Origin of the sequence: Bifidobacterium myosotis (assembly GCF_002259745.1) — a bacterium.
In the GTDB taxonomy this organism is placed as follows: Bacteria; Actinomycetota; Actinomycetes; order Actinomycetales; family Bifidobacteriaceae; genus Bifidobacterium; species Bifidobacterium myosotis.
The window spans coordinates 1-18,792 of record NZ_MWWW01000018.1; the positions used below are offsets into that span (position 1 = coordinate 1).

At 62.0% G+C, this 18,792-nt stretch carries 13 protein-coding genes, 1 pseudogene and 1 riboswitch; of the genes and pseudogenes, 6 read left to right on the forward strand and 8 right to left on the reverse strand.

What is annotated here, in order from left to right:
* Positions 1-421, forward strand: a 421-nt coding sequence (locus tag BMYO_RS08320) for a transposase (RefSeq protein ID WP_233428224.1), incomplete at its 5' end; no start/stop codon positions are given.
* Between the two features lie 23 nt (positions 422-444).
* Here BMYO_RS08320 and BMYO_RS08325 read toward each other — a convergent pair.
* Positions 445-1,839, reverse strand: a pseudogene (locus BMYO_RS08325) (cell surface protein); the annotation flags it as partial.
* Between the two features lie 1,182 nt (positions 1,840-3,021).
* A riboswitch (FMN riboswitch) is annotated at positions 3,022-3,174 on the forward strand.
* 5 nt (positions 3,175-3,179) lie between these two features.
* Here BMYO_RS08325 and BMYO_RS08330 point away from each other — a divergent pair.
* From BMYO_RS08330 to BMYO_RS08350, 5 genes are all read left to right on the forward strand, one after another.
* Positions 3,180-3,851 (forward strand): ECF transporter S component, encoded by a 672-nt coding sequence (locus BMYO_RS08330; protein ID WP_094668031.1) that lies wholly within the window; start codon positions 3,180-3,182, stop codon positions 3,849-3,851.
* A 267-nt stretch (positions 3,852-4,118) separates the two neighbouring features.
* On the forward strand, positions 4,119-6,833 hold the full coding sequence (locus tag BMYO_RS08335) for an energy-coupling factor transporter ATPase (protein ID WP_094668032.1): 2,715 nt from the start codon (positions 4,119-4,121) through the stop codon (positions 6,831-6,833).
* 72 nt (positions 6,834-6,905) lie between these two features.
* On the forward strand, positions 6,906-7,211 hold the full coding sequence (locus BMYO_RS08340) for a YhbY family RNA-binding protein (protein WP_143249148.1): 306 nt from the start codon (positions 6,906-6,908) through the stop codon (positions 7,209-7,211).
* A gap of 97 nt (positions 7,212-7,308) precedes the next feature.
* Positions 7,309-8,040, forward strand: a complete 732-nt coding sequence (locus BMYO_RS08345) for a TM2 domain-containing protein (RefSeq protein WP_094668033.1) — start codon at positions 7,309-7,311, stop codon at positions 8,038-8,040.
* Between the two features lie 524 nt (positions 8,041-8,564).
* Positions 8,565-8,984, forward strand: coding sequence for a glycerophosphodiester phosphodiesterase (locus tag BMYO_RS08350; RefSeq protein ID WP_094668034.1), 420 nt, complete (start codon positions 8,565-8,567; stop codon positions 8,982-8,984).
* A 679-nt stretch (positions 8,985-9,663) separates the two neighbouring features.
* On the opposite strand, the gene BMYO_RS08355 is transcribed toward BMYO_RS08350, so the two are convergent.
* The 7 genes from BMYO_RS08355 to BMYO_RS08385 form a co-directional block, all read right to left on the reverse strand.
* Positions 9,664-10,650 (reverse strand): D-2-hydroxyacid dehydrogenase, encoded by a 987-nt coding sequence (locus tag BMYO_RS08355; protein ID WP_169834104.1) that lies wholly within the window; start codon positions 10,648-10,650, stop codon positions 9,664-9,666.
* A gap of 115 nt (positions 10,651-10,765) precedes the next feature.
* Positions 10,766-12,265 (reverse strand): MFS transporter, encoded by a 1,500-nt coding sequence (locus BMYO_RS08360; protein ID WP_094668035.1) that lies wholly within the window; start codon positions 12,263-12,265, stop codon positions 10,766-10,768.
* A 1,257-nt stretch (positions 12,266-13,522) separates the two neighbouring features.
* Positions 13,523-14,542, reverse strand: a complete 1,020-nt coding sequence (gene fruG / locus BMYO_RS08365; RefSeq protein WP_094668036.1) for a fructose ABC transporter permease FruG — start codon at positions 14,540-14,542, stop codon at positions 13,523-13,525.
* On the reverse strand, positions 14,539-15,609 hold the full coding sequence (gene fruF / locus BMYO_RS08370) for a fructose ABC transporter permease FruF (protein ID WP_094668037.1): 1,071 nt from the start codon (positions 15,607-15,609) through the stop codon (positions 14,539-14,541). Before fruF ends, fruG begins: the two co-directional genes overlap by 4 nt.
* A 1-nt stretch (position 15,610) precedes the next feature.
* A complete protein-coding gene (gene fruK / locus BMYO_RS08375; protein WP_094668038.1) occupies positions 15,611-17,149 on the reverse strand; it encodes a fructose ABC transporter ATP-binding protein FruK in 1,539 nt (512 codons plus the stop codon).
* Positions 17,150-17,291: 142 nt separating this feature from the next.
* Positions 17,292-18,263 carry a fructose ABC transporter ATP-binding protein FruE gene (gene fruE, locus BMYO_RS08380; protein ID WP_094668039.1) on the reverse strand — a complete coding sequence of 324 codons (972 nt, stop codon included), beginning with the start codon at positions 18,261-18,263 and terminating at the stop codon, positions 17,292-17,294.
* Positions 18,264-18,303: 40 nt separating this feature from the next.
* Positions 18,304-18,792: transposase (locus tag BMYO_RS08385; protein ID WP_233428226.1), on the reverse strand; the 489-nt coding region annotated here is incomplete at its 5' end.

Consider the following 18,792-nt stretch of genomic DNA (forward strand, 5'->3'; position numbering starts at 1 on the left):
CGCCGTGTTGAAGAACCCGGACCGATTGACCGACCGGCAGGACGAATCCCTCGCCGCATTGGGGAACACGGACCCCAAGGGCCAGCTCTACCGCGCATGGCGGCTCAAGGAACTGCTGAGGAACCTGCTCAAGCACCCGCTCGGACAGGCCACGGCGGAGCTCAGGCACTGGGTGTTCTGGGCGTCCCACAGCCGCATCCCCGAGATCGTCGAACTCTCCCAAAAAATCCGCAGACGGCGGCCCGACATCCTCAGGACGATCGAGCTCGGCTACTCCAACGCCAGGCTCGAGGCGTTCAACAACCGGATCAAGGTCACCATCCGCATGGCCTACGGCTTCCACCACGTGAACAACCTCATCGCCCTGGTCATGCTCCGATGCGGCGGCCTCGACATCCGACTACCGAAACCCAACCCCTAACCCACGAAAACAGCAGAAGCCTCATATTTCCCGGCCTTCACGGAAAACGCGTTCTCACTGGTCACTGAGGATTGTTCAATGATCGCGCCGATCTGCGCACCGACGAATCCACCTGCATAATCCGAATCATCATTGCCGATCACAGTGTTCTGTTTGAAGTTCACCACATGCGAGTCGGAGATCTCCGGGTTGTAGTAACCGACCGGCACCAAAGCGTTCAGGCCCAACGTGCTGCCGAGCAGCCAGTCGACAAGGTCGCCCAAGCCCAGAAATGGAATCACGTTCAGAATATCCGTGAGCACCGTAATGAGTGTGCCCAGCGACTCCGAAGCGATATCGTACCGGGTTGCACCCTCAACGTAGCCGGCGAATCCGCCGGTCATGCCTTTGACGTTCGCGACAGTGGCGTCTGCGACCTCGCAACCGGTCACCTTGACATCACCATAGATACGACCTGCGAATGCACCGGTCGCGAAATTGGACGGGTTGTTCTTGTGTACGGTGAGCAGTTCATCCAGACTAAGGCCCAGTGGTTTGAGCAGCAAGCCGACCAACTTGAGCAGAGCAGATACCAATGTCTCATCCACATGAGCGACCGTGGCGTTGTTGCTCACGGTCACATCGTCAAGCTTCAGATTGGCGACCGTGACCGTGCCCAGGCTCTGCACACCACCTTTGTTGTTGCCATTGTTCGTGATGCTCGAAGTGCTCGTGATCGACGCGAAGAAGCCGATGCCCTGCTGCTTGTCCACATCGAGGTTGCCTTCGGGCTGATTCACCACAACATGAGCGATAACCGGCTTGGCGGGGTTGTTCTTTACACCGGGGCCATCCGCATCAATCACATCGAATAGAGTGCCGGCTGCCGCGGCGTCGGCGGCTACCGCGCCGAGCATGGTCCCGGAGAACATGAGCGGGGTCCAGTTGGTGTTGGACTGGTCGGCGGCGTTGGAGCTCAGATCGATGTCGCGGAAGATGATGTAGTTCGCGGTGGACGAATAGGTCTGGCCGGTAGCGGCCTTGGCGCTGACTTCATTGCCTTGATCGTCGAGCGTGGTGAAATGATATTTGGTGTCGCCAACGTTGGACGACACAGCGCATGGCAACAATGCGCCATCATGATCGCTGTCGGTATCCTGATTGCGCAGGGTCGTGTTCGCGTCGAGATCGGCGTCACCGGCATATACCTGGGTCTTCACATCATCGATATCGACCCAACCATATGTGGGAAGGCCGAGCACGGTACCGGTCTGCCGGCACTCGGCCGTCGTCACCTTCCAGATCGGGCGCACGACCTTCGCGCCTGTGCCGATCGCGCGCAACTGCTGTTCGTTGCCGATGAGGATGTAGGTCTTACCATTGATGGCCACGGTGGGCTGGCCGATGAAGTCGCGGCCGCCAAGGGTGGTGCTGGCCACGCGGGTCTGGGACTGGTCGGCGGTGGCGTCGTCAGTGGTTTCCGCGGTATCGCCGTCGTTGTCGGCGCCGTCGGTCTGACCGGTCTGGTTGTCTTGCCCGTCGCCAGAGGCGGTGTCGCCTTCGGCCCGGCTGCCGGCGTCACCCGTACCATCCGCGTCGCCGGAATCCTCGGTGGCGCCGTCGGCCGGGGCCGTCGTTTCGGAATCGCGGGTCAGCGTGGACAGATCGTCCGCGAGCGCCGTGCCATCGGACTGCCGGTCCAGAATCGTAGTGGTCGAGAACGCCGTCTCGTCGTCGGAGAAGGAGTCGATTGCGGTCGCGGAACCGTTCCGGGCGGCGGCGCGGCGGTCGCGCACGGATTGTGCGGCGGCCACGATGGTGTCATCGTTGGCCGACGCGTTGCCCGAGAGCGCGGTCACGCCGGAATCGGAGGCGATGGTGATGCCGCCGAGGTTCCGGGCATAGGCGCTGGGTACGGCGCAGGTCAGCATCAGCGATGCGGCGACGAGACCTGCTACGGCTTTGCAAACGATGGCATTGCGTTGTTGCGCTTCATGGCGAATACGGTTCAAGGCATGTCGGGCTTCCCGGATCACGCGCATCCTTCACCTCTCATCATCGCGGAGCGAACTCTGTACTAATCTGCCCCCGATTATCACCCCCCCCCCGCGACAAATTAACGAAGTTAATACATAGACGAAAACATGATAGTTGCCTCATTATTCAAACTTCACCGCCCGCCGAATCATGTCATAATCACACATAAAACGCTGAAATTACAGCCTTCTCATCATCCAGTCCCACAATTCGCGAGTGTTCGCCGAGAAGCGACACGCCCAGACAGACATACCGCGAATGCCTAGTGGCACACACCCTCGTTACCCCCGTTCTTCCCTGCGCCGATCGAATCTCACCGGTCCGACAGGTAGAGTCCTGTTCGGTCGATCGCTCGGCCGCCTGTCCGGCCGCTTGTTCGGCTGATGCCTATCGGGCACAAGGCAAATATCCATCTGGTGCCACTTCTGTGCCACTCCCGCATCCCCGCCCGCCATCTCTCCCCCATCCGACTCCTGGCCCATCCGCATCCCGCCCCAATGGGCACATTGCGTCGCAAGCCCGGAAATGCCCAAAAATATGGACCACAGCTTGCGCAAGTCCGCCGCATGGCGTATGAATATGCCTGTCAGTTTCAGGGAAGGTGCAATTCCTTACTGGCGGTAACCCGCACCCCGGGCTTCATAACGGGGCAAGCGGGAAGCCCGCGACCCGCGAAAGCGGCTGATTCGGTGAAATTCCGGGGCCAACGGTTACAGTCCGGATGGAAGAAACGAGGGCTCCTATGAGCGTATCTTCGCGTATCCGCATGCAATTCGTCCGTTCTCTCGCGCCCGCCGCGGAAGGTGCCGCGTCCGGTTCCGACGCATCCGTGTCATCCGCGACGACGGTCAACGACAAGCTCGGCTCGCACGCCACCGGCGTGGCCGATTCCGGCCGTTGGTCCACCCGCCGCATCGCCATGTACGCGCTGTTCGTGGCGTTGGCGATGGTGACCAGCTTCATCGAGTTCCCGATCACCCCGGTGACCTGGCTCAAGTACGATCCGTCCGGCATCATCTGCCTGATCGCCGGCTTCGCCTACGGCCCGTCCGCCGCGGTCATCGTCTCCGTGCTCGGTTTCGTGCCGCATGTGTTCGCCGACCCGTGGGGCACGCTGATGGCAGTGCTGGTGGCGCTGTGCCTGTCCGTGCCGGCTTCGTTCATCTACCGCGCGAACCGCACGCGCAAGGGTGCCGCGCTGGGCATTCTCGCCGGCGCGGTGCTCGCCATCGTCGCCGCCATCGTGGGCAACCTCGTCGTGACCCCGATCTACGCGCACATGACCGTGGAAGCCGTGGCCGCGATGATCGTGCCGATTCTGCTGCCGTTCAACGTGGCCAAGATGGCGATTCACGCCGTGGTCACCTTCCTGATCTACAAGCCGGTCTCCAACCTGCTGTCCAAGCAGCGCTGAACTGCTGCGGCCGCCGAAAGGATGCGACCGCGCAGTATGAACGGACGGTAAGTACGCGGCTCAACGACATAGGCGCGTACTTACCGTCCGTTTCACCCCTTGTGGAGACGGTAAGTACGCGGCACCTTCGTTGAGTCGCGTACTTACCGTCTCTGAAGACGTTTTCCCGTCCACTCCGCCGCGTGCGACCATCCATCTGCGCTCGTTCGCACCCGCCCGTAATCGCACGCGCGTCCCCAAAAACCACAGGATTCCAGAAAGCGATTCATGACAGATAGCCACTCCCCCGCCTTGGCCCCCGTCGCCGAACTGCAGCATGTCCGGTTCAGCTATGACCGCGGCGCGACATGGGCTCTGGACGATGTGTCGTTGACCATCCATGCCGGAGAGCGGATGTGCCTCGTGGGACCGAACGGCTCGGGAAAATCGACACTGGCCCGTCTGATCGCAGGCCTGACCGCCCCCGATGACGGTCGAATCGTGCTGCTCGGGCATACCGTCTACGCCCCACAGTCCGGACCGGACGCCGATGCATACCGCGCAGCCCGACGCGGCATTGGCATGGTGTTCCAGAATCCGGAAGATCAGATCGTCACCACCGTGGTGGAGGACGATGTAGCTTTCGGCCCCGAGAATCTGGGCATCGCACGAGAGCGAATCGGCGATCGCATCACGCAGACGCTTGACGCCGTGGGCCTCGCCTCGCACCGCGACGCCGACCCCACCCGTATGAGCGGCGGCCAGCAGCAGCGCGCCGCCATCGCGGGGATGCTGGCGATGAACCCGTCCATGCTGGTGCTGGATGAACCGACCGCCATGTTGGACGAAACCGCGCGCGCCGAAGTGATGCGCGTGCTTGATGTCCTGCAGTCGCGGGGCACCACCATCGTGCACGTCACCCACCACCCGGACGAGACGCGGCATGCGGACCGTGTGGTGCATATGGCTACCGGTCGCATCATCGCGGATGCTCCCGGCAATGAAGCTGCGGACTGTCCGGAGCCTTCCGCGCTCTCCGATACGATTTCCACTGCTATCGACACAACTGCCACCGGCTCCGGCGTGAACGTCATCACCGCTCCGTTGCCGCTATTGGGCACCTCGGCCGAAGTCGCGACCGATGCCGCGAACGGCACCTCAGCAACCATAACAGCCGACATCTCAACCGATATCAGGGGCGTCGTCCCGCCCGGCACGACAATCACCTCCTCCAGCGCTTTGGCAGGTGTCGTGTCTGGAGCGGCAGCGTCTCCGGCCGGGACCTCCGTTGAGGCTCCAGCCAGCTCCTCCCCCGCCCCTATCATTCGCGTCTCCCATCTCTCCTACCGGTACGCGGGCGACCAGCCGCCGGTGATCGATGACCTGTCCTTCACCATCACCAAAGGCGAGACGGTGGCGCTGATGGGTTCCAACGGTTCCGGCAAGTCCACGCTGGCACGGCTCCTGTGCGCGCTGGCAAAGCCGAGCGCAGGCAGCATTACGGTGGCCGGGATTCCGGTGGCATGGGACAAGCGCGCGCCGATTGTCGGCAACGACGGTACCGTGCAACGGTTGAAATCAGCCAATCGCAAGCAGCTCGCACAACTGCGTCGCCGTGTGGGATACGTGATGCAGCACCCGGAGCATCAGTTGTTCGCGGATACGGTGGCCGAGGATGTGGCCTACGGCCCGCGCAACCAAGGACTGTCCGAGTCCGAGGTCGACGAGCGCGTCCGGGAGGCGCTGTCGCTGCTTCACATCGAGCATCTGGCCGACCGCCCCCCCTTCGACCTGTCCGGCGGGCAACAGCGGCTTGCGGCCATCGCCGGCGTGGTGGCATGCCGGCCGGATGTGCTCGTCATGGATGAACCGACCGCCAGTCTGGACGTGCATGCCAAGGCCCGCATCCACGAGCTGCTCCACACACTGAAGGCCCGCGGCGTGACGATGCTCATCATCACGCATGACCGAGCGGAGGCCGAGGAGCTGGGAGACCGCGTGGTGCGCATGCCCATCGCCTCCCACGCCGGGCAAACCGGCAGAGGCACGACGGCCGATATGTCGAAAACGAACGGTGCCAACGCATCGCCCTACACAACGTCGGCCCACACAGCGTCCGGCAAAACATCCCGTAGCGACGGCACTCCCGAATCAGCCCATAACATGGCCCACGACGCCGCTCCCGATGTGCCCTGCGAATCGGTCCACGAATCGCATGCTCCGACCGAGCCCGCCGTTCCCAACCGTCGCCACTCGCCGATCCACAGGCTCGACCCGCGCGTGAAGATGGTGGGATTCCTGGCCGCGATGTTCACGATGTTCGCAGTGAACACGCCCGTACAGCTGGCGCTTGGCGTCACGCTCACGTTGGCGGTGATGCTCTTCGCCCGTCTCAATCCGATTCGCGTACTCGCGTCGATCCACCCGATTCTGGCGCTGCTCATCCTGATGAGCCTTTGCAATCTGATCGTGGTGCGCACCGGCACGCCGTTGGTCGCGTGGGGGCCGTTCAGCATCACCGACCAAGGCGTGACCATCGCCGTGCTGTACGCCTGCCGATTCGCGTTGGTCATCATTCTGGGAGCGGTGTTCCTCGCAACCACCACGCCCACCGCCATGACGGACGCCTTCGAGGCGTTGCTGCGGCCGTTCGCCCGGTTCGGGCTGCACGCGCAGGAGATCGCGCTGGTGATGAGTCTGGCGCTGCGGTTCATTCCCACGCTCACCGACGAGACGCGCTCGATCGTGGACGCGCAGGCGGCCCGGGGCGGTTCGATCGAGACGGGCTCGCTCACGCAGCGCATCAAGGCGATGAGCGCGATCATCGTGCCGGTGTTCGCCGGCACCCTGCGCCACGCGGACAATCTGTCGCTGGCGTTGGATGCGCGCTGCTATGAGGAGGGCATCGCCCGGACGCATTGGCGGGTCTTCGCGCCCGGCCCCAAGGATGCGATATTCGCCGTGGCGGTGATTGGCTATATCGCGGCCATCGTGGCGCTGTGAGCGATGTCGGCCGGCACGCATGACGCGACCGGCGGGTATGCTGTTGTGGTCACTTGAACGTAAGGAACTTCCATGGCATTGACCAAAAAGCAAATCAAGCAGCTGCGCGCGCTGGCGAACTCGCTCAAGCCGCTGCTCTATGTCGGCAAGAACGACCTGACCGAGGCGGCCATCAAGCAGGCCGACGAAACCATCGAGAAGCATGAGCTCATCAAGGTCGCCGTGCAGGACGGCTCGGGCCTGACCGCCAAGGAAGCGGCCGAACAGCTTGCCGAGCAGCTCAACGCCGAAGTGGTGCAGTCCATCGGCAATCGTTTCGTGATCTTCCGCCGCTCGAAGCGCAAGGACGTGGAGCACATCCGGCTCGTCCGCGAATAGCGACCGCACAGAGTGGCATGTTCCGCTTCCATATAAAACGTGAGATGATGGTTGGCAACAACGGCGACGCCGTCTATCCAGAGAAGGGAACCCAACGATGAGCGACAACCAACAACCGTATATCCCGGCCAATCCGGAACAGCAGCCGGAGAATTCGGCGAACACGCAGCCGGAGTACAACCAACCCGCCCAGAGCAACGGCGCATACGCGCAACCGGCCAACGCATACGGCGAGTATCAGCCTTCCGCTCCCGAATCGACGCAGCAGGGCGCATCCTACGCCGACCCGGCATCCGGGGCCTACGGCCAGCAGCCGACGCAATCGTACGTCCAGCCCGGTCAGCCGGCGCAGGCCGCCGGATACGCGCCGTACCAGTATGGACAGCCCGCACAGCCGACCGGCGAGTACAGCCAGCCCTATGGCCAGCCGGCCCAGCCGGTGTATGGCGCGCAGCAGCCGGCCGGCGCCTACGGACAGCCCGCGGGCGCGTACGGACAGCAGCCTTACGGCCAGCCCACCAACCCCTACACGCAGCCGTATGCGGCTCCCCAATATGCGGCCCCGGCCGCCGCCTACGGAGCCAAGTCCAAGATGGCTGCCGGCCTGCTTGGCATCTTCCTTGGCTCTTTGGGCGTCCACAACTTCTATCTGGGCTACACCGGCAAGGCGGTGGCCCAGCTGCTGCTCACGCTGGTCGGTTGGATTCTGCTCGGCCTTGGCCCGATCGCCGCCGCGATCTGGGGTCTGGTCGAGGGCATCCTCATCCTCTCCAGCCAGTACGGCTCTCCGTGGCACAAGGACGGCAACGGTCAGGAGCTCACCGACTGACGCGGATTGATAGACGGATCGTGTATCCGCCGCATATTCATAGAGCCACGCCGAAACTCCGACGACTGCAGTCGCGGTGACGCGGCTCATCCCATCGGTCAGGCCCAGACCGGCCAAGCCGATGTCCGGCAAGCCGACGGGCTGAATCGTCAACGTCAGCCATCAGGCAACGTTCGGCGCACTCTGATGAAGGCCATGAACCCATCCAAGGTTCATGGCCTTCATCATGTCCCGTTTTCAGCAAATACGAACATGATTATTGTTCGTTTGCGCAGTATGTGAACACACTTACACAGAGACGTACAGAACCTCCCAAACACGTTACCGCAAGGTTAAAAATCGGCAAATCGGCTCTATTCCGAGCTTTTCAAGTGTTAGGCTTAGGAACCAGCGCGATACTAAGCGCAGCCTCCTCCACCACACGAGGAGGCTGAATGATGTGCGAATGATTCCCAAACCGCACATCCACAATACCGTTATGGCGGCCGTGGCGGGAACGGTCACCGAATGAAAGGACCATCATCATGGCGGAAGAGAAGCTCATCATCGTCGACCCTGACCTGTTCAACAAGGACGCGGACACCAAGACGTCCCACGGCAACGAGGTCGCCAAGAAGTTCGGCATCAGCGACCAGGCGCTGGCCGAGGTTGAGTACTTCAAGCAGCAGCTCACCAACCACAACGCTTGGGATCTGCCGTTCATGGGCTACGTGAACGAGGATGGCTACGGCTACGCCTACGTGCCGGACGCCGCCATCACCACCAACCCGTACTGGGATGCTCACAAGGCGTTCCTCGCCCTCCCGGAGGACGTGCAGACCGCCTTCGCCATCCGCATGCTCTTCACCCACCGTCCGGTCGACCGCTACGGCGCCGCCATGTTCCTGCACTACCAGCGCGGTTTCACCGTGAAGTTCGAGGGCACCGGCGCCAACCAGTGGTGATGATGTCCGCTCTCGGCCGATGATGGCCGACTGATTCCGCCCTGCCTGTGGCATATATGCGTAATGGGGATGCACCGCGGTACATGCGGCGCATCCCCATTACCATGTTTGGTGGGACCCGACGGTCGGAGCCAGTCACCGGCTCCGGAATGACTCTCCTGTCTTGGCGGGAGGCGGTGTTGCGATGCTGTCCGCGGCGCGGTCCGGCGGGACGCAAATGCAAAATCAGTTGTTTTGCACATGCGTCCCAATTCGCTGCGGGACGGAAATACATTCCGGCCTGTTTTGCACATGCGTCCCACATCCTGCATCGCGGAATCATTGGAATTCCGCCGTTTCTTGAAAAGCGTGGCGCGCGGTCCTATGGAACGCTACGGGACGCATGTGCAAAATCGGTCGTTTCGCACATGCGTCCCGCAATGAGCGACAATTCATTTCGCGAACCAGACACGCACAGGCAGCGCTGTTGCTCCGTCATTCCAAATGTGGGGCGTTCCCGCCATCATGAGAAGACTTCCCGCCATCCTACGCAGGGGCTCCTCTCAGAATGACGGGGACGCTCCACATTCCATACCTGCCCGAGAACGGCACAATCGGTCAGTTAATCAATCCATTCATCAGTCAATCAGTCAATCAATCCATCACGCGCATCACGTTTCGGCACGCCGGCAACGCGCCATCAGCGGCCGACGAGGTTGAGCAACTCCTGCTGCTTGGCGTACCTGGACACATTGGTCAGCGCGATGCGGATGATCTGCTCGGAGGTTTCTTTGAGATGGTTGCCGCCGGCGACATGCGGGGTGATGAGGCAACGCGGCTCGTCCCACAGAGGACTGTCGGCCGGCAACGGCTCGGGCTCGGTGACGTCGAGTCCCGCGCCGCGCAGCCTCCCCTCGGCCAAGGCCGCGGCAAGGGCCTCGGAGTCGATGGCATCGCCACGGCCCGCATTGAGCACGATGGCGGTGGGCTTGAGCCGTGCAAGCCGGTCCGCATCCAGCAGATGATGGGTCTGCGGCGAGCGCGGCACCGCCAGCGCCACCACATCCGCCAGCGGCAGCAGCGCATCAAGACGGTCGAACCCATACATCTTCTCGATGCCCTTGGCCGGCGCATCCGGATGACGTCGCACGCCAAACGTACGCAAGCCCACGGCCTGTGCCAGCTGGGCGAAGTGCGAGCCGATGTCACCCGCGCCGATGACCAGGGCGATGCCGCCTTCGGGACTGAGTACCGTGCCCTGATCATGCCAGCGATGGTCGTGCTGGTTGACCGCGTACTGGTTGAGGTTCTTCATCAGCGACCACATCATGGCGAACATGTGCTCGGAGACGCTACGGCCGTAAGCGCCGGTGGCATTGGTGACCATAGTTCCCCGTGGCAGCACACCGGGCCGAATGTAGGCGTCCACACCAGCGCTGAAGGTCTGCAGCCACTCAAGTCGCGTGTACCGCTCGGCCTCGGAGACCGGGAAATTGCCGATGACCGCGGTGGCCTGGGACTTCAGCTCATCGGGGATACTCACCGGCCAAACCATGTCGCCGCGATGGTCTTCGCTCCCGACGAACTCCTGCGGCACGTCCCGTGCGGCCTTGACGAACGCCTGACGCTCGGCGGCATCCAGCGGCAGACAGTTGACGATCAGCTTATGCGTGTTCTCGATTCCCATGCTTCACAAACTAGGCCGCAGTGCGGATATTGTGCTGTATCCCCCTGATCCGTGCACCTGATCCGTGCACCAAGGATGGCGTTCCGGATTCCGGGCTCCACACAAATAATCGGCGTCAGGCGGCCTGAATAGGACCGCGGCGCGCACGGATGCGGAAGGCGGTGGCCAGACATCCCCATCCGATCAGACAGATCACGATCATCACGGCGAAGGTCCATGCGCCGCCCACGGCGGTGGCGTGCGCGAACTGCGGCGTGCCCTCGGCCCCGGCACCCGCTTGGGCCACGGTCAGCACAGTGGAGAACAGGGCGGTTCCAGCCGCACCGCCGAACTGCAGGCAGGTGTTGAAGATGGCGTTGCCGTCCGGACGGAACTCGTGCGGCACCTCGGACAGGCCGCTGGTCATCACGTTCGCGTTGCCGATGGCGTAGAAGAAACCGAAAATGAAGTAGAATCCGGCCAGCAATCCCGGCGTGAGGTGCATGGAGAAGACGAGCATGAGCACCGGTCCCAGAATCGCAATGCCCAGTGGGATGAGAATCGGCTTGACCGCGCCGAAGCGGTCGTAGAACCAGCCGCCCACGGGTGCACACACCGCACCGATCAACGCACCGGGCAGCACCAGCGAGCCGGCCACGAAGGCGGACGTGCCGAGCGACAGCTGCGACACATTGGTAATCACATAGCCATAGCCGATACCCACCAGCGGCAGCAGCAGATAGGCGATGGCATGAAGCAGCACGGCCGGGTCACGCAGGATGCCCAGTCGCAGCAACGGGGAGAAGGCGCGCTGGGAGCTCTTGGCGAACAAGATCAGGGCGCCAAGGCCCACGATGAGGCTCACCACGGCGACGATTCCGGGACGCGCGGCCGCTCCCCCGCTCACCGCCGCGCTGACGGCCACGCCGCCCTGATTCAGGGCGAGGACGAGGCCCACCAGCGCCAGGACGATCAGACACAGCTGGACCGGGTCGAGATAGGCATCCTCGGTGGGCGTGCGCTGCTCGATGCAGATGCAGCCGATCACCGCGGCGATGAGCATCAGCGGCACCGCGCCGACGAAAATCGCACGCCACGGCAAGACACTGGTCACCGCGCCGCCCACGGTCGGGCCGATGGCCGGGGCCACGGTGATCACCAGCGAACCGACGCCCATGAGACGGCCGATTTTGGAACGCGGCGACTGCTCGAGGATGATGTTGATCATCAGCGGCGTGGCGACGCCGGAACCGACGCCCTGGATGATGCGGGCCAGAATCATCAGCGGGAACGCCTGCGCCACGATCATGATGAGCGAGCCGGTGACACCGAGCGCCACAGCGGCCAGGAAGATAGCCTTGAGGCGGAACCGCCGCTTGAGGAACGAACTGATCGGCATCGAGGCCGCCACGGAAAGCAGGTAAATTGTGGTGATCCACTGCACGGTGGCGGTGTCGACGTTAAACTCGCGCATCAGGGCCGGGAAGAGCACGGTCATCACGGTTTCGGTGAGAATGCCAATGAAGGCCAGCGACCCCACGGCCACGATGGCGCCGATGAGTCGCGGTGGGATGCGCTCGCTGTCCACGACATGCTGGATGCCGGCGGAATCGGACTGCCGCTGCGATTGGGGCATGATAGATCTCCTCTACATCATCATTGTGAAACGTCTGGAAGTCAGGTTTACCAACCGGCGTGTGCAGTGCTGTATTGAGTGTTACAGATAGGAGCGAGCCGCTTCTCGCGTAAGTTGCATCCCGTTACCGCCATCAAGGAATACTAGAGTGCACGGAAGACTCATCCGCCGCCATCAGAACGGCATCGGGTCGCATTGCTGCAGTCGCATCGGCTGACGGCACCGAATCCGGCCCGTTCAACATCAGCCGCAGTCCCGGACTCTTCGCGGTTAACCGCACCGACCACAGACCCGTCACTGTTCGGAATCAACCGCCGTGGATTCACGTTCGATGAGTTCGCCCTCAAAATGACGATACGCATGCCATGACTCGCCATGAGCGCGTCCCGCCGCGGCGGAACCTCTCGCAAAGACACACAAGCAAACGAATCCCCGACGTAGGAAGACCCCAACATTTGGCTGTCGGATTTCGACGATTGACTGTCGGACCTCGTCACATCAGTGTCGGACCTCGACGATTGAGTGTCGGATTTCGTGCATATACCGTACGAGGTCCGACAGTCAACCGTCGAAATCCGACAGCCAACATACGAGGTCCGACACTGGTGCGTCGAAATCCGACAGTCAACATATGAAAAAACGACAATACGGAAATACGACAGTTAACCTGCAAAATCCTGCAAGATTCGACACTGCAAGATCCGACGACGACCGTCACCGTGCAACACCATCCGACAGTCAACAAACGAACATACGAAAAACCGACAACCAACCCGCATGATCCGACTGCAACTGTTACGGTGCAACGCCAAACGTCGGCACATATTACCGGTACTTCCACCGCATGCCGTCTACTCTCACCGACTTATCCCACCGCATCCACCAACCACCACCCATCGCCAGCCAGCCTGATGCCCACCAACCATCAATCAACCATCCACCACCAAACAACAAACAACCACCAACCAACGCAAAAACACTTGGGGCGCGGCCGGAGGAACCGGACCGCGCCCCAAGTGCGATGAAAGGAAGAAAAGGAGAAAGCAAAAAAGGAATAGTGGCGGGCCGCAAGTGGCGTACCGTTTCGTTCCGCCGCCGACGATGGCAGTGGTTCGAGCGGGGAACGAGACCGGAAGCGGCCCGCCTTTTTCAGTTATTGTTTAGTTATTATTCAGTTGTTCTTCAGTTGTATTCGATTATCGGTGAGGCAGAATGCCCACCCGCGGCCTCCGCTGATGGAGACCGGCGGGCAATCCGCTATTTCCGTTCCCCGACTGCCATCACCGCACGCTGCAGGACGACGAAGACGAGGATCATGAGGCCGACCACGATGGTGGTCCATTCGGCCGGCACACCGAAGTCGGAGGTGAGCGGGTCGAGGATGGAGCGGACCAGAGCGCCGAGCACGGAGCCGAGCACGTAGCCGAAGCCACCGGTGATGATCGTACCGCCGATGACCACGGAGGCCACGGCGTCGAGCTCCCAGCCGACACCCACGGTGTTCTTGGCGGAACCGATGTTCGCGGTGTACACGATCGAGGCCAGGGCGGCGAGCGTCGCGGAGGTCAGGTAGATGGTGTACTGCGTGCGCTTGACCGGCAGACCCATGAGCTCCGCGGAGGAACGGGAGCCACCGATGGCGTAGATGGTGCGGCCGGTGCGGGTGTGGTGCAGGAAGATGTAGCCGAACACGACGACCAGCAGGGCGATGATCACGCCGACGTTGAAGGACAGATCGTTGGAGATCTTCGGGTTGTCGATGATCTTGATCTCGTTCGCGATGAACGCGAAGTTGTTGCTGTCCGGGAAGGTCAGCGAGTCGGTGGAGATGATGGAGGCGATACCACGGGCCAGGAACATCGTCGACAGCGTGGCGATGAACGGCTGCATGTTGAACTCCTCGATCAGCGTACCGGCCAGCAGGCCGAACACGGCGCCGATGAGCAGCATGATGATCATGACCAGCACGGCGGGCACACCGGCGTTCGCCAGCTTGAGGCCGACGACTGCGGTGATGGCCACAATGGCGCCGACCGACAGATCGATACCACCGGTCAGAATCGGCAGGGTCATGGCCACGGCCAGGATGATCAGGTAGGCGTGGTCGATGAACAGGGAGGAGATGAAGCCCAGTCGGATGTAGGTGCCGAACAGAGCCTGTCCCATGATGATCATCAGGAGGAAGATCACCACGGCCGCGAGGGTCGGGATCATCTGACGATCGATCTTGAAGCCCTTCTTGGGAGCCTTCACTTTGTTTGCCGTAGCTGTTGTCATGCTGCCACCGCCTTAGCTTGAGCCTGGAGTGCGCGCTTGCGCTTCATCGCCGCACCCAGGTTGTGAATCTTCGGAGCCTGCATCACGCAGATCACGATCACCACGACGGCGAAGAAGGCCGGGGTTGCCTCGGCGTTGATGCCGAGGGTGATGATGGTCTTGCGGATCATGGCGATAATCACGGCGCCGACAGCGGAGCCGGCGAGGGAGAACTTGCCACCGAGCAGCGAGGTGCCGCCGATGACGACCGCCAGAATGGCGTACATTTCGAGGTCCTGACCGGTCTTGACCACGTCAACGCGCATCACGGATGCGGTGGCGAACAGACCGGCGATGGCCGCGAGGAAGCCGGAAACGGCGTAGACGAGGAAGAGAATCTTCTTCGGCTTGATACCGGTCATGCGGGAGGCTTCCTGGTTGATGCCGACGGCCTCGATCATCATACCCATGGCGGTCTTGCGGCACAGCAGGCCGACGAGGATCACGATGACCACGGCGATGACGAAGTTGGCGGGGATGCCGAGGATGAAGCCGTTGGCGATCCAGCGCAGCGGCTCGTTGCCGGCGACGGCGGAGGCATCAGTGTTCTCACCGGAGGTGATCACCTTGGCGATACCACGGCCGGCGAGCATCATGATCAGGGTGGTGATGAACGGCTGGAGGCCGAGCAGGGAGACCAGAGCGCCGTTGACGCAGCCGATGACCAGGCCGACGGCCAGGGCGATGAGGATGGAGACCCACACGTTCACGCCGTTGGACAGGGACTGCATCGCGGCAGCACCGGCCACGGCCATCACGGAACCGACGGAAAGGTCGATGCCGGCGGTGGAGATGACCAGGGTCATGCCGGTGGCGATCATCAGGTATCGGGCGGACTCCTGAAGCATGGTGATCAGCGGGCCGGCCAGACCGCCGGTGTTGGTGTTCCAGCTCAGAGCGAGGAAGTCATGCTGGAAGATGGTGCAGATGACAATCAGCAGGATGAATGCGACGACAGACCAAGTCAGGTTGTTGCTCAGCAGCTTCTTGACGAGGGCATTGCCCTCTTCCTTTGCCTTTTCAGCCATCTCACGCCTCCTTTCCGTTCACGTTGGTGTTGGCGATGGTTTCGACGATGGTCGCCTGGGAGACCGTGTCGCCGTTTTCGATTTCTGCGATCTTGTGGCGATCCTTGAGGACCTCGATGTCGTCGGACAGACGCACGACCTCTTCAAGCTCGGAGGAGATGAAGACGACGCCCATGCCCTTGGAGGCGAGGTCGAGCACGACCTGCTGGATTTCGGCCTTGGCGCCGATATCGATACCACGGGTCGGCTCGTCGAGGATGAGCAGCTCGGGGTGGGTGGCCAGCCAACGGCCGATGAGCACCTTCTGCTGGTTACCACCGGAGAGGTTCTTGATCGGGCGGTCGGGGTCGCGCGGACGAACGTTGAGTTCCTCCATGTACTTATCGACGATCGCGTCCGCTTCCTTCTTCGGAATCGGGTTGAACATGCCGCGGGTGGCCTGCAGGGCGATGAGCATGTTCTGGCGGACGGTCAGGTCGCCGATGATGCCCTCGTCACGACGGTTCTCGGTGGAGTAGGCGATCTTGTTCTTCAGGGCGGTGTACGGGTCGGAGATGTTGACCTTCTTGCCGTTGAACTCGTACGTGCCCGAATCCGGCTTGTCGGCGCCGTAGAGGAGACGGCCGAGCTCGGTACGGCCGGAGCCCAGCAGGCCGGCGAAGCCGACGACCTCGCCCTTGTAGATGTCGAGGTCGACCGGGTTGATGGTGCCCTTCTTGCCCAGACCCTTGGCCTCGAGCAGCGGCTTCTCGCCGGGCTCGATCTCGCGGCGGGACTTCTTGGCGCCGATCTGGCTCAGCTCGGCGGCGGACTTGCCGATCATCATGCCGATGAGCTCGTCGCGCGGGGTGTCCTTGGTCATGACCTCCTTGATGAACTTGCCGTTGCGCAGGATGGTCAGGCGGTCGGTGATCTCGTAGATCTGGTCGAGGAAGTGGGAGACGAACAGGATGGCCACGCCCGAGTCACGCACCTTGCGCATGATCTTGAACAGGTCCTGCACCTCGTTGGCGTCCAGGGAGGAGGTCGGCTCGTCGAGGATCAGCACCTTGGCGTTGATGACCATGGCGCGTGCGATGGCGACCAGCTGCTGCATGGCGATGGAGATGGAGCTCAGCGGGGTGTGCGGATCAATGGATTCCAGACCCATCTGTGCCAGATACGTCTTGGCGGCTTCGTGGGTCTTCTTCCAGTCGATGCCGAACGGTCCACGCTTTTCGTGGCCCAGCATCACGTTCTCGCCGACGGAGAGGTTGGTGCACAGGTTCACTTCCTGGTACACGGTGGCGATGCCGGCGTTCTGGGCGTCGAGCGTGCCGTTGAAGCTTTGCGGCTTGCCTTCCACGGTGATGGAGCCGGCGTCAATCTTGTAGACACCGGTCAAAGCCTTGATCATGGTCGACTTGCCTGCACCGTTCTCACCCATGAGAGCGTGCACTTCGCCCGGGTACAGGGTCAGGTCGACACCGTCCAAAGCCTTGACGCCCGGGAATTCAATCGTGATGCCCTTCATCACGACGATAGGGGTTTTATCAGTCATGTCTTTGCCTTAAACGAAAAGGGATTTGTTATCGTTTTGTGATGTTTCGGCCGAACATGAGTGATGGTGTGGAAGGAATCGGAATCCCTCTCACACCATCATTCATTCAGTTCGGTTCGTCTGCATCAGGATCAGGTTGCCGTCAGTATGCGCGGCTGCCGTTGTCCAGGGCTTCCTTGGCGGAAGCGGCATCGAAGGTCTTGGACTCGATCTGGATGTCCTTCTCGACGGTCTTGCCATCCAGGTAATCCTTGACGGCCTGAGCGGTCTCCTTGCCGAAGATCGGGTTGTACTCGATCACGTAGGAGAGGTCACCGTCGACCAGGGCCTGCAGGGCGTTCTTCGTACCATCGATGGTGATGATCTTGACCTTGCCCTTGAGGCCGGCGGCGTCAACGGCCTGAGCGGCACCGAGGCCCATCTCGTCGTTCTGGGCGAAGATGAACTGCGGGTTCTCGGACTTGTACTTGTCGAGCAGACCGGCGGTCACGGTCTTGGCCTCATCAGTGGACCAGTTGGCGGACTGGGACTCGAGGACCTTGATGTTGGAGCCGACCTTGTTGGACCAGCCGGTGCCACGATCCTTCACCACGGACAGGCCGGCCGGGCCTTCCAGGATGAAGCCGTTGGCGCCGTCCGGGAAGTTCTTGTTCACGAACTCGGCGGCCTGCTCGCCGGCCCACTCGTTGGACGGGCCGATGTGGGAGACGATGGCCTTCTTGGCGGCGTCGTCCTTGACCTCGACGTTACGATCCACGGTGAAGACCGGAATCTCGGCCTCGGCGGCCTTCTTCAGGGAGTCGTCCCAACCGGAGTCCTCGGTGGAGGACAGGATGATGGCGTCCACCTCATCGTTGACGAACTTGTTGAAGGCCTGAATCTGCTTCTGCTGATCGTTGTTCTGGGTCGGCGAGTAGACCAGTTCGAAGCCGGCATCCTTGAACGCGGCCTTGATGTCGTTCTCGTTGGCGGTACGGAAGCCGCCCTCAGGACCGACGGCCACGAAGCCCACGGTCTTCTTGCCGGAATCGCTGGAACCACCGTCACCACCGGCGTTGCTGGAACCACACGCGGCGACGCTCACGAGAGCGGCAGCGGAAGCAACAAGGGCAATGGCCTTCTTCCAATTCTGAGGCTTCTGCTGTTTTCGTGGGTTAGGGGTTGGGTTTCGGTAGTCGGATGTCGAGGCCGCCGCATCGGAGCATGACCAGGGCGATGAGGTTGTTCACGTGGTGGAAGCCGTAGGCCATGCGGATGGTGACCTTGATCCGGTTGTTGAACGCCTCGAGCCTGGCGTTGGAGTAGCCGAGCTCGATCGTCCTGAGGATGTCGGGCCGCCGTCTGCGGATTTTTTGGGAGAGTTCGACGATCTCGGGGATGCGGCTGTGGGACGCCCAGAACACCCAGTGCCTGAGCTCCGCCGTGGCCTGTCCGAGCGGGTGCTTGAGCAGGTTCCTCAGCAGTTCCTTGAGCCGCCATGCGCGGTAGAGCTGGCCCTTGGGGTCCGTGTTCCCCAATGCGGCGAGGGATTCGTCCTGCCGGTCGGTCAATCGGTCCGGGTTCTTCAACACGGCGTATTTGACGCCGCGCATGCGCTTCGCCCCCTCCTCGTCGCCGTCGCGTCTCGCGTCGTTCCAGAGGCG

What these genes read in the sequence shown, in the direction of transcription:
- fruF (WP_094668037.1), bottom strand. Translation starts at nt 15,609, where the DNA reads ATGGCTGAAAAGGCAAAGGAAGAGGGCAATGCCCTCGTCAAGAAGCTG.
- BMYO_RS08340 (WP_143249148.1), top strand. Translation starts at nt 6,906, where the DNA reads ATGGCATTGACCAAAAAGCAAATCAAGCAGCTGCGCGCGCTGGCGAAC.
- BMYO_RS08350 (WP_094668034.1), top strand. Translation starts at nt 8,565, where the DNA reads ATGGCGGAAGAGAAGCTCATCATCGTCGACCCTGACCTGTTCAACAAG.
- BMYO_RS08360 (WP_094668035.1), bottom strand. Translation starts at nt 12,265, where the DNA reads ATGCCCCAATCGCAGCGGCAGTCCGATTCCGCCGGCATCCAGCATGTC.
- BMYO_RS08345 (WP_094668033.1), top strand. Translation starts at nt 7,309, where the DNA reads ATGAGCGACAACCAACAACCGTATATCCCGGCCAATCCGGAACAGCAG.
- fruK (WP_094668038.1), bottom strand. Translation starts at nt 17,149, where the DNA reads ATGACTGATAAAACCCCTATCGTCGTGATGAAGGGCATCACGATTGAA.
- BMYO_RS08355 (WP_169834104.1), bottom strand. Translation starts at nt 10,650, where the DNA reads ATGGGAATCGAGAACACGCATAAGCTGATCGTCAACTGTCTGCCGCTG.
- BMYO_RS08335 (WP_094668032.1), top strand. Translation starts at nt 4,119, where the DNA reads ATGACAGATAGCCACTCCCCCGCCTTGGCCCCCGTCGCCGAACTGCAG.
- fruG (WP_094668036.1), bottom strand. Translation starts at nt 14,542, where the DNA reads ATGACAACAGCTACGGCAAACAAAGTGAAGGCTCCCAAGAAGGGCTTC.
- BMYO_RS08330 (WP_094668031.1), top strand. Translation starts at nt 3,180, where the DNA reads ATGAGCGTATCTTCGCGTATCCGCATGCAATTCGTCCGTTCTCTCGCG.